Consider the following 12,628-nt stretch of genomic DNA (forward strand, 5'->3'; position numbering starts at 1 on the left):
TACAACCTTGTTTTATTTATTCAACTATAATTGTATATAAACAAAAAAGCAGAAAGTTTCCTTTCTGCTTTTTTTGTAAAAAAACTTAATTTATTATTTGTTCTCTACTATTTCTAATAATTCAACTTCAAAAATTAAAGCTGAGAATGGTTTAATTTTTTCACCTGCTTGTCTAGCACCGTAACCTAATTCTTGTGGTATGAAGAATTTGTATTTTGAGCCTACAGACATTAATTGTAAACCTTCTGTCCAACCTGGAATAACTTGACCTACACCAAATGTTGTTGGTTCGCCTCTTTCAACAGAACTATCAAATACAGTTCCATCAATTAAAGTACCGTGATAATGAACTTTTACAGTTGATTCTGGTGTTGGTTTAGCACCTGTACCTTCTTTTAAAACTTTATATTGTAAACCGCTTGCAGTTACTTTTACACCTTCTTTAGATTTGTTTTCTTCTAAGAATTTTTCACCTAAAACTTTACCTTTTTCAGCTTCTTCTTGCTGTTTTTTCATATTTTCTTGTTGTTTCTTTTGAAAATATGCGCTTAATATTTGCTGACAGTTTTCTTCTTTTATTAAGATATTTGTAGAATCTAAAACATTCATATAACCTTGAATGAATAATTCACTATCAATTTCTGAAACATTTGTTTTCACATTTCTAGCTACATCCATACCAATGGCGTAACTAACTGAATCTAATTCTGTTTTTAATTCTCTTTTAGAAACTTTTCCTCCGCAAGAAGATAATACTGAAGCTGCTAAAACAACTCCTAAAAATTTAATTATTTTCATTTTCTTATTTTATGTTTAATTTTTATTAGACGCCAAAAATAACAAATTAAAATTCAGAATAAAGTAGTATTACATGATTTTTAACTAATAAAAATAATCTTCGATGAATTTTATGCAAAATATATGTAAATGGCTATTACTGTAACACAAATACCAATACCCACAGCGTTTAAATGTTTCCACGGTGTGATGTTTACTTGATTAGTGTATTCTAGCTCAAAAGCATCTTTACGTGGTTTAAATTTGCCTATTAAAAGCATAATTAAAATATTAAGCACAAATAAAATGGCCATAACATGTAAAAAGTGCGGATAATTGTCGCTACCTACAACAAAAGGCTTTAATATAAACTGACTTATACTATACAAAACAACACCACTAATAATTGCAATTTTAGCGGCTATTGCTGGCACATATTTAGTTAAATACCCAACAACTATAATAGTTAAAATTGGAATACTATAACAGCCATTTACCTCTTGTAAATATCCAAACAAACCATCTGGTGCATTAGCTATAAGTGGCGCAATGCACATGGATAATATGGCTAAAAACGTTCCGAAAATTTTTCCAGCTTTTACAGTTTCTTGTTCTGTAGCTTCCTTTTTAAAATGAGATTTATAAATATCAATTCCGAATAACGTTACCGAACTATTTAAAGCCGAGTTAAAAGAACTTAAAATAGCACCAAACAATACCGCAGCAAAAAAACCAACTAACGTAGCAGGTAGTACTTTAGTTACTAACATAGGGTAAGCTTCATCTGGATTATCTAGTGTGTTTCCAAATAAGTGAAAAGCAATAATACCAGGAAGTACTACAATTAGTGGTCCTAATATTTTTATAAATGAAGCTAATAACAAGCCTTTTTGACCTTCTTTTAAATCTTTAGCACCTAAAGCACGTTGAATGATAGCTTGATTAGTACCCCAATAAAAAAGTTGTACTAACATCATTCCTGTAAAAATAGTTCCGAAAGGTATAGATGATTGTGAACCACCTAAGGCTTTAAATTTATCTGGATTACTTTCAATTAAAGTAGAAACACCATGAAATATACTACCATCGCCAACTAATAATAGTCCAAAAACAGGAATCATTAATCCACCAATTAATAAACCAATAGCATTAATAGTATCTGAAACTGCTACAGCTTTTAACCCACCAAAAATAGCATAAATAGAACCAATAATACCAATACCCCAAACCGTTATCCATAAAGCTGCAGTTTTTGAAACACCTAATAATTCTGGCACATTAAACATAGAGTTAATTGCCAAAGCACCCGAATAAAGAACAATTGGCAATAAAACAATAACATAACCACTTAAAAACAATGCAGATGTAATGGTTTTGGTCATTTTATCGTAACGCTTTTCTAAAAATTGAGGCACTGTAGTTATACCACCTTTTAAATATCTTGGCAATAAAAAAACAGCCGTTACAACCATAGCAATTGCTGCCAAAGTTTCCCATGCCATTACTAAAATACCTTCTTTAAATGCTGAACCGTTTAAGCCCACAATTTGCTCGGTAGATAAATTTGTAAGTAATAATGAACCTGCTATAACAACACCTGTTAAGCTTCTTCCACCTAGAAAATAACCATCGGAAGACGTTTCATCTGTTTTCCTAGTTTTTAAATATGAAATTACAGCTACCAATATAGTAAAGCCTAAAAATGATAAAATTTGCATAATGCGTTTGGTTTAGTTATTAAAAGTTAATTTCAAATATACAGGAAAATGATTGGACGGATAACGACAATCTATTGAATCGCTTAAAACGGCATATTTGTTTATGGTTATATCATCACTTATAAATATAAAATCAATGCGACGGGTTACTGGTTTTTGAAATTCAAAATTATTGAACGTACCAAGCGGCCCAAATATATTTTTTGCAATTGTTTTTGAATCTATTAAATATTTTTGAATGAATTTAATACTTTCATGGTTTGCTTCCATATTAAAAAATAGCCCATCAGAACCACTCTTGAATATCTAATTGAAAAACCAAAAGATACAACAACAAATTTTATTATGGCTTTTAAAAATACGCTCAGTCATATTTTCAAAAATAACCATCTTTATGCTACACACCACGCAGAGCATTGGAAAATTCCACTAATTAAAGATTTTTAAACAAATATCCAGAAATTTTGCACCACAGAAAACACCAACCGCAATAAACACCCGTAATCATTTCATATATAGTTTATTATTTGATGAAATTATTAAATTTTTAACTTATTTTTGATAAACTAGGTAATGCTACTTTGATATTTTACAACCAATAGAATAATGAAAAATCAAGCCAAAAGCAGAAAAGAACTTTTAAATGAACTAGAGAATCTGCAAGAGAAGTATAAATCTTTAAAAATGTCAAAAACTAATGATAATGAAAAAATAATTTATACAAACAATAAACTTAGTTCTGAAAATAAAGTAAAAAACCCAGATAAAAATACCACAAAACTTCCTAAACAGGTTTTAAATAAAATTAAGGAATCTGAAACTAGGTATCAAGATTTATTCAATAATATGCCTTCTGGTTTTGTGCTTTTTGAAATAGTTCAAAATAACAAAGGTGTTCCAATAGACTTAATTATTATTGATGCAAATGAACAATTCTCAATTACTACTGGATTAAAACTTAAAGATGTTGTTGGCAAACACTTAACACATGTTTTACCTGGTATAGAGAACGATAAAGCAGATTGGATTGGAGTTTTTAGCAAAGTTGCTTTAGTAGGCAAAAGTTGTCAATTTGAGCAAATATCAGAACTTCTTGGTCACCATTACTCTGTAACCGCATACAAATCAACATCCAAACGATGTGCTGTGATTTTTGAAGATATAACCGAGCGAAAAAAAACCGAAGCACTCATACAATACGAGAAGGAACGAACCAATATAATTCTTAACTTAGTTGGATACCCAATATTTTTAAAAGATAATGACCATAGAATTGTTTCTGCTAATCAATCTTTTTTTGACATGTTTGGTCTTAAAAAAAAGAATGTAATAGGAAAAACCCTTGCTGAAAACGTTCCTCAAAATGAAAGAGAACATTTTTTAAAAGTTGATAGAAATGTACTCGACACTGGTATTACAGATATTAGAGAAGAAAATTTAACCATAAAAGGCTCTAAACATACCATAATAACAGAAAAAAAACGCTATGTAGATGCATTTGGAAATACATTTCTTGTAGGAACAATTTTTGACGTTTCGAAACAAAAAGATTATGAAAAAGCACTCAAACTATCAGAAGAAAAATTTAAAGAATCGTTTCGCTTAAGTCCTTATTTGGTATCACTAACATCTATGGATGGATTGGTGCTTGAGGTTAACGATATGATATTCGAAACCTTTGGATATACAAAGGAAGAATTTTTAGGCAATAATACAACAAATTTGCCAATTTGGGTAAATCCAGAAGAGCGGCTGGCCTCTATTGATAAGTTAAAAAAGGATGGTATTTTGCGCGATATGGAAGTTAAGTATCGTAAAAAATCAGGTGAAATTGGCGACTTTTTATTATCGGCTACGATTATTGAATTAACAGACGAAAAAGTACTTCTAAGTATTATTAAAGAAATTACTAAACGAAAGCAAACAGAAAAAGCTTTGAAAGAAAGCGAACAACTCCTACGTCTTTCATCTGAATTAGCAAATGTAGCAGCATGGGAATTTAATTTAGAAACCAATTTAATGTCAAGATCTCTAAATCATGACAAATTATATGGTCTTGAACCCCAAGAAAAATGGGAATTTGAAACCTTTACCAATGCCACACATCCAGAAGACAGAGAAGCAAGCAATACCATCATACAAAAGTCGGTTGCAATTGGCGGACCAGATCATTATAAATTTGATTTTAGAGTAATTTACCCCAATGGCTCAATACATTGGTTAAATGTAATTGGTGAAGTTATAAAACGAAACAAAGATGGAGTAGGACAATTGGTTAGAGGATTTTTAATTGACATAACAGACAGAAAACAAACGGAAATTTTATTGAAACAAAGTAAAGAAACGTTCTCAAATGCCTTCCATTCAGGACCTGCAGGTTTAACCATTACCAGAATATCCGACGGAAAGTTTATAGATGTTAATAATTCCTTCCTAAAAATGTTCGAGTTTAAACGTGAAGAGGTTATTGGCCATACATCTATAGAGATAAACATGCTTGACAAAGAATCAAGAGCAAAAATAATTAAAATGCAGTTAGAAACGGGAGGCTTGCATAACTGCGAACTTGTATCAAAATCAAAATCAGGGAAAACAGTAAATTTACTTTTCTCCTCTAAACAAATTACAATCAAAGATGAAGCCTGCCATATAACCACTTTGATAGATATTACCGACCGTAAACAAATAGAAGAAAACCTAAGAGAAAGTGAAAATCGTTTCCGGAAATTATACGAAGACGGAGCTAATGGAATGGTAATGGCTGGTAAAGATTTTAAATTTATTATCGCAAACCAAACATTTTGTGAAATGACAGGTTATCAAGAACAAGAACTTCAACAACTCACATTTGAAGATATTACCCATATCGATGACAAAGCAAAAGATATGGAACAAGTAAAAAAAATGATGGTTGGCGAAGTTAATGTTTATAGAACTGAAAAAAGATATTTAAAAAAGAATGGAGAAATGTTTTGGGCGCAAATTACAGTATCTCCAATTTATGACTCAAATAATGAGTTCCTATACTTTGTGGGGATAATAGTTGACATTACAGACCGCAAACAAGCAGAAAAAGCCCTTATAAGTTCTGAAAATAAATTCCGCGCACTAGTTGAACAATCCCTTACAGGTATTTATATTTTTGATGCAAACAAATTTCTTTACGTAAACAAACGGTTTGCTGAAATTTTTGGATATAGCGAAGAAGAAATATTAAATAACTTAAAGCCCACTGACGTTGTAATTGTGGAAGACAAACCTAGAGCCAATGAAAATATAAGAAAACGACTAGAAGGAGAAGTTGACGATGTTAGATATACTGCCCGAGGTATTCGAAAAAACAAAAGCCTTATTTGGATTGAAATACATGGCACTCATATATTTTTGGATGGAAAAGATGTAATAACAGGCACTGTTTTAGATATAACCGAACGCGTACAAGCTGAAGAAAATTTAAGAAAAGCCAAAGAACTATTAAGTAACGCCATTGATAATGGACCAACAGGCATGTGTTTGGTAAAAGCAGACGGATACTTCAGTATGGTTAATAAAAGTCTTTGTGAAATGTTTGGTTACACAGAGGAAGAACTAAAAACAAAAACATATTTAGATGTTACACATCCTGATGATCTAGATATAGGTATAAAAGCAGTAAAGACCTTGGTTAGTGGCGAAAAACAGCGTGTTGCTTTTGAAAAAAGATATCTTAACAAAAGCGGCACTATTTTCCATGCAAAAGTTGAGTCGTCTGTATTAAAAGATGAATACGAAAAACCCATTTATTTCTTTACACACATCGAAAACATTACAGAACACAAACAAGCTATAGAAAAATTAGTTTTATCAGAAGAAAAATTTTCTTCCTCATTTCATGAAGGGCCAACTGGTTTATCAATTACAAGAATATCTGACGGAAAATTTATAGATGTTAATGATTCCTTTCTCAAAATGTTTGAATTTAACCGAGAAGAAGTAATTGGACGAACATCAATTGAACTAAATATAATAAGCCCTGAAAACCGTGAAAAAATAATTAAAATGCAGATAGAAACTGGCGGATTAAGCAACCATGAATTTACTTCGCAATCCAAATTAGGCAAAACTGTTAACTTTCTTTTTTCTTCAAAACCTATTACAGTTATGGGAGAAGCTTGCCATATCACAACCATGATTGATATTACAGAAAAAAAACAAATTGAAACAGAAATTAAAAAATTAAACGAAACTTTAGAACAAAAAGTAAAAGAACGCACAATTCAATTAGAAATAGCAAACAAAGATCTTGAAGCATTTAGCTATTCCGTATCTCATGACCTTCGTTCTCCATTAAGGCATATAGATGGGTTTACATCACTATTAAACAAAAGCTTAAAAGGTAAAATTAACGAAAAGGAAGCAAACTATTTTAATAATATAATTAGATCCTCATCTCAAATGAACGATTTAATAGATGGTTTACTAACCTATTCTAGAATGGGTCGAGCAGCACTAAAAAAAACAAACTGCAGTATGAAAAATTTAGTGAAAAATGTGCTAGAAAATTTTGTTTTCGAAATCAAAAACAAAAACATCTCTGTTTTAGTAGATAATTTACCAAATGCTTTTATAGATGAATTTTTAATAACACAAGCATGGGAAAATCTTATTTCAAACGCCATTAAATTTAGTAGTAAAAATAAAAAACCAAAAATACATATTGGTTTCAAACAAGATGCTACAGGAAAAACAATTTTCTTCATAAAAGATAATGGAGTAGGTTTCAATCAAAAATATGTAGAAAAAGCTTTTGGAATATTTCAACGCTTACACAGTATTAATGAATTTCCTGGCACAGGCATAGGACTAGCAACCACCAAACTTATTATAAAAAAACACAATGGTAAAATTTGGGCTGAAGGTATAGAAAACAAAGGCGCCACAATATTTATAAGCTTATCATAATCAAATAAATAGCTTTGTTTTTAAAAAAAAAAATAGTAAATTTAAATTTAAATAAAAAAAGTCAATAAAATGAAAGAACTAGGTAGAATACTTTTAGCTGAAGATGACCAAAGAGATATTGACTTAACACTTGCAGCTCTTGAAGAAATAAATTTAATGAATAAAGTTGATGTTGTAAATAATGGAGAAGAAGCACTTGATTATCTTTTTACACGCAAATCTTATAAAAATAGAACCACAGGAAATCCACTAGTGGTAATGCTAGATTTAAAAATGCCAAAAGTTGATGGAATGGAAGTACTTGAACAAATAAAAGAAAACAAAAACCTTAAAACAATACCAGTAGTAATATTAACATCTTCAAAAATGGAAAAAGACCTTTTAACAAGTTACAACCTTGGCGCAAACGCATTTATAATAAAACCAGTACATTTTGAAGAATTTATAAAAACCATTAAAGAAGTAGGTGCTTTTTGGGCGATTTTAAACGAAACCCCAGAAAAACAAGAATAAATGGCTGCACTTAAAATACTAATATTAGAAGATAATGATTTAGATTTAGAACTCATTAAGCTAGAACTAAGCTCCAATGGATTTGATTTTTTTGCAAAAAATGTATTCACAAAATCCGATTTCACTTCAGCCTTAAAAGACTTTAAACCTGATGTTATTCTTACAGATTATAATTTACCTCAATTCACAGGTATTGAAGCCTTAGAAATTGCAAAAAAAATTGCCTTAAACATTCCTTTCATACTTGTAACCGGACATCTTTCAGAAGAATTAGCAGCAGACTCAATTAAAAGAGGTGCTTGGGATTACGTTCTAAAAACCAACCTATTAAGACTTGGACCAGCCATTGAAAACGCTCTTAAATTAAAAAAAGAAAAAGACACAAACGAAATACAAAAAAACAAACTTTTAAAACTTCTTACCGCTGTAGAGCAAAGTTCAAATAGCATAGTAATTACAGATATTTATGGTTGTATAGAATTTACTAACACAAAATTTACTTCAGTCTCAGGCTATACTGCAACCGAAGTGATAGGCAAACCTGCTAAAATATTAAAATCTGATTTCCATTCAGAAGAATTTTATACAACCTTATGGAACACCATTACCTGTGGAAAAACATGGAGTGGTGAATTTAGAAATAAATCAAAAAATGGTGATTTATACTGGGAACAGGCAACAATAACACCTATTAAAGATACAGATGGAACTATTATAAATTTTTTAGCCGTAAAAGAAGACATTACAGATCTGAAAAAAAAAGCATTAATTTTAAAAGAAAGTCAGAAAAATTTAATAGAAGCTCAAAGAATTGCAAAAATAGCTAGTTTTAAAGTAGATTTGAAAACACTAGCCAATAGTGTTTCCCCTAATTTTTACGAAATAATTGAAGTTAATTTTGACGAAGAATTAACCATTGAAAACTGCAATACAGCAGTTCATCCCGATGACAAACAAAACAATATTAAAATTCTAAAAGATTGCATTAACTTAGGAAAAAAGTATGATTTAATCTTCAGAATAATAACAAATCGTACTAAACAATTAAAATGGATTCATGGATGTGGCGAAGTCATTTACGGAAAAGGTGAACCTGCTTTTTTTGTAGGCACATTTCAAGATATTACAAAAGAAAAAAATGCCGAACTAGAATTAAAGAATTCTTATAATGAAATTGAACACCTAAAAAAACAATTAGAAACTGAAAATGTTTTCTTAAAAGAAGAAATCTCTTTATCATTCAATTATGAAAATTTAGTTTATGCAAGTACAGAAATTAGCGATGTTTTAACACAGGTCGAACAAGTAGCAATTACAAATGCAACCGTATTAATACTAGGTGAAACAGGAACAGGTAAAGAACTTATAGCTAAAGCCATACACAATATAAGTAAACGAAAAAACGGACCTTTAATTAGAGTAAACTGCGCATCTATTCCTACAGAGCTTTTAGAAAGTGAATTATTTGGACATGTAAAAGGCTCATTTACAGGAGCTGTAAAAGATAGAATTGGTAAATTTCAATTAGCTGATGGTGGCACGCTTTTTTTAGATGAAATTGGTGAAATGCCTTTAGAATTGCAACCCAAATTGCTAAGAGCTATTCAAGAAGGAGAAATTGAACCTATAGGCAGCTCAAAACTTATTAAACTCAACTTAAGAATAATTGCTGCAACCAACAGAGAATTGGATAAAGAAGTTAAGGCAAACCGTTTTAGACAAGATTTGTTTTTTAGGTTAAATGTTTTTCCTATAACAATACCTCCTCTTCGTGATAGAATTGAAGACATACCTGTTTTAGTTGATTATTTTTTAAATAAATTTTGTACTAAATATCAAAAAAACATTAATTCTATTTCAAAATTAGCTTTACAACACATGAAATCTTACCATTGGCCAGGTAACGTAAGAGAACTTGAAAATGTTATAGAAAGAGCAGTAATTACAGTTGACACTAGCAAAACCGTATTGCCTGATTTTGATTACTATATACAATCTAACCCAGATAAATCAAATAATTATAACATATCACTTGATGAGGTACAAAGCAATCACATTATTAAAATTCTAAATATAACAAATTGGAAAATTAGTGGTAAAGATGGTGCCGCCGCATTATTAGGTTTAAAAGTAAGTACTTTAAGAGACAGAATGACAAAATTAGGAATTAAATCACAAAAATAACATCCTGCTATTTACTTAACAAGCAAACTAAAAAATAACGGTATTTCGCGAAAAAACAAAATAACAAAATTTATTAACGAAATACCGTTAAATAATTTTATTGCTTTAAAAAAACCAAAAAACGTAATTATCTAAATTACAGAATTTTATATATATATATTTTTATTTCTCACTAAAAGGCATCTGTTTTGCTCTACATTTTATAAAACAGTAAAATGCCTAGTAACTACAAGACAAACGAGACGAAAAAATTTTATTTAAAACACATTCACATTTATAACATATTATCTGTTTATACTTTAAATAAGTTTCTGTATCCAAAATCTAAATTTACTATCTATAACTATATATCAATCGTATTAAGTTTGATTAATATTTTAATTATTGCAACTGTTTTAAAAACATGCTTAATACTAAACACCTTTAGTTTAAAGCCAATTTTCAAAAAAATTACATACAAAACAAATAATAATACAAACATTACATGTTGTATTATCATTTAACATTATAACAAATGCTAAAAATATAATTAAATGAAATGTATTACAAAAAGAGTATGGAATAATAATCAAGAAGAACAATTAGTTGATGCAATAAATAATTCCGCTTTGGTATCCATTACAGACCCTAAAGGTTTAATTATATCTGCAAATGAAGCTTTTTGCCAAATTTCAGGTTACACAGAACTAGAATTACTAGGAAAAAGCCATAATATTTTAAAATCAGGAATACAATCAGACAGTATATTTATAGAATTATGGAATACAATAATTAACAAAAATATATGGCAAGGTGAAATATGCAATAAGAAAAAAGACGGCACTTTTTATTGGGTAAAAGCCACAATAGTTCCTTTTTTAAACAGTTTTGGTGATATTGAAAAATATGTAGCCATCCTTTTCGATATAAGTAAGTTAAAAGAAAGTAAAGACCAAGTAATACGGGTACAAAATAAATTTAAACTTTTTTTTGATAGAGCACCCTATTCGTTTTTGGTAACAAATTCAAACGGTAAAATTCTAGATTGCAACGCCACAACCGAAACTTTATCTGGTTATTCCAGAAATGAACTTATCAATAAAAAAATAAGTAATTTAAATCTTTTAAGTAAAACAGATTATAGCTATTTATCTAAAGTACTAAAAATTCAATCTGCAAAATCTCATAAAATCGAATTCCTAATTAAAACAAAAAAGGGAGATAATATTGATGTTGAAATTTTACCTCATCATATTAATTTTGAAGGAGAAACAATTGTTTTAATTATTATTCAAAACATATCAATTCGCAAAAAAATACTTAAAGAATTACAGGAAAAGAAAAATGATCTTGAATTATTATTATACCGTTCTGGCCATGATTTAAGAACTCCTTTTACAACATTGGAAGGACTTGTTAACTTATTAAAAATAGAAAAACTTAATGAAAGTTCTTTTGAAATTTTAGAAATGATAGAAACTGTTTTAAATGATGGCAAAATACTAATTGATAATTTATCAACAGCTTCACTAATGATAAATTCCTCTATAACAAATGACGAAATTAACCTAAACAAATTAGTAAATAAAGTTATTAAAAACCTTTCACAAATTGAAGGCTTTAATACCATCAGTTTCAATATTAACATCCCCGAAAATTTAATAATCAACTCTAATTTACAAATGATTAGTTCATTATTACAAAACATAATACAAAACGCAATAAAGTACCAAAGACCTATTAGTACAATTCATACTCCTTTTATAATAATTAACGCTTTTAAAACAGCTTCTGGTTTTGAAATTAACTTTAAGGATAATGGTTTAGGCATTAATGCAAAAGAACTAGACAAAATCTTCAATCTCTATTATAGAAGCCATAATACTATAGAAGGCACAGGTTTGGGTCTATACATAACTAAAAATATTGTTCAAAAATTAAATGGCACCATACGGGTAAAAAGTATTTTGAATGAAATGACGCAATTTGATATTAACATACCCAATTCTTAAAAACAATGAAAAGTATTAGCCAAATAATTATTATTGATGATAATAAAATGGATTGTTTTATTAATCAAAAAATAAGTTCGCTTCTTTTTGAAAAAGCAACCATAAAAACATTTAGTAGTAGTGTAATGGCTTTAGATTATTTTAAAAACTCTTTAGATAAACATGAAATGATATCTACTAGTAATATTGATTTATTGCTAATAGATATTAATATGCCTGAAATGAACGGCTTTGAATTATTAAAAAAACTTGAAAAAACACCGCTCTTTATAAAAAAAGCAATTCAAGTATATTTTCTATCCTCATCGAACATAAAAAAAGATATTAATGACGCCTTAAACATTAAATCGTGTTCTGGATATATTGTAAAGCCTTTAACTAAGGATAAACTAATTAACGCAATAAATACAAATATTCAAAACAAGTATTGTTCACTTAATAATAATTCTGCAAAAACAAACCAACCAGATTTAAAATAGCAAATAACATACAATAAATATTCTA

General features: G+C 29.1%; 8 protein-coding genes. 5 read left to right on the top strand and 3 right to left on the bottom strand.

The window, feature by feature from the left end; all coding sequences use genetic code 11:
- Positions 1–93: 93 nt before the first annotated feature.
- The 3 genes from ACFQ1R_RS03145 to ACFQ1R_RS03155 all read right to left on the bottom strand — a co-directional run bounded on the left by ACFQ1R_RS03145 (position 94) and on the right by ACFQ1R_RS03155 (position 2,765).
- Entirely contained in the window at positions 94–798 is a 705-nt protein-coding gene (locus ACFQ1R_RS03145) for an FKBP-type peptidyl-prolyl cis-trans isomerase (RefSeq protein ID WP_379924651.1), read from the bottom strand.
- A gap of 110 nt (positions 799–908) precedes the next feature.
- Positions 909–2,495 carry a solute:sodium symporter family transporter gene (locus ACFQ1R_RS03150; protein ID WP_379924652.1) on the bottom strand — a complete coding sequence of 529 codons (1,587 nt, stop codon included), beginning with the start codon at positions 2,493–2,495 and terminating at the stop codon, positions 909–911.
- Positions 2,496–2,507: 12 nt separating this feature from the next.
- Entirely contained in the window at positions 2,508–2,765 is a 258-nt protein-coding gene (locus ACFQ1R_RS03155; protein WP_379924653.1) for a hypothetical protein, read from the bottom strand.
- A gap of 336 nt (positions 2,766–3,101) precedes the next feature.
- On the opposite strand from ACFQ1R_RS03155, the gene ACFQ1R_RS03160 reads away from it, so the two are divergent.
- The 5 genes from ACFQ1R_RS03160 (at position 3,102) to ACFQ1R_RS03180 (ending at position 12,603) form a co-directional block, all read left to right on the top strand.
- Positions 3,102–7,436: a PAS domain S-box protein gene (locus ACFQ1R_RS03160; RefSeq protein WP_379924654.1), complete on the top strand. Its 4,335-nt coding sequence runs from the start codon at positions 3,102–3,104 to the stop codon at positions 7,434–7,436.
- A gap of 69 nt (positions 7,437–7,505) precedes the next feature.
- Positions 7,506–7,949: a response regulator gene (locus ACFQ1R_RS03165; protein ID WP_379924655.1), complete on the top strand. Its 444-nt coding sequence runs from the start codon at positions 7,506–7,508 to the stop codon at positions 7,947–7,949.
- A complete protein-coding gene (locus ACFQ1R_RS03170) occupies positions 7,950–10,133 on the top strand; it encodes a sigma 54-interacting transcriptional regulator (RefSeq protein ID WP_379924656.1) in 2,184 nt (727 codons plus the stop codon).
- Between the two features lie 533 nt (positions 10,134–10,666).
- Positions 10,667–12,124, top strand: a complete 1,458-nt coding sequence (locus tag ACFQ1R_RS03175; protein ID WP_379924657.1) for a PAS domain-containing sensor histidine kinase — start codon at positions 10,667–10,669, stop codon at positions 12,122–12,124.
- Between the two features lie 5 nt (positions 12,125–12,129).
- Positions 12,130–12,603, top strand: coding sequence for a response regulator (locus ACFQ1R_RS03180; RefSeq protein WP_379924658.1), 474 nt, complete (start codon positions 12,130–12,132; stop codon positions 12,601–12,603).
- Positions 12,604–12,628: the final 25 nt, after the last annotated feature.

It is taken from the genome of Mariniflexile jejuense (assembly GCF_042675665.1).
Lineage (GTDB): Bacteria > Bacteroidota > Bacteroidia > Flavobacteriales > Flavobacteriaceae > Mariniflexile > Mariniflexile jejuense.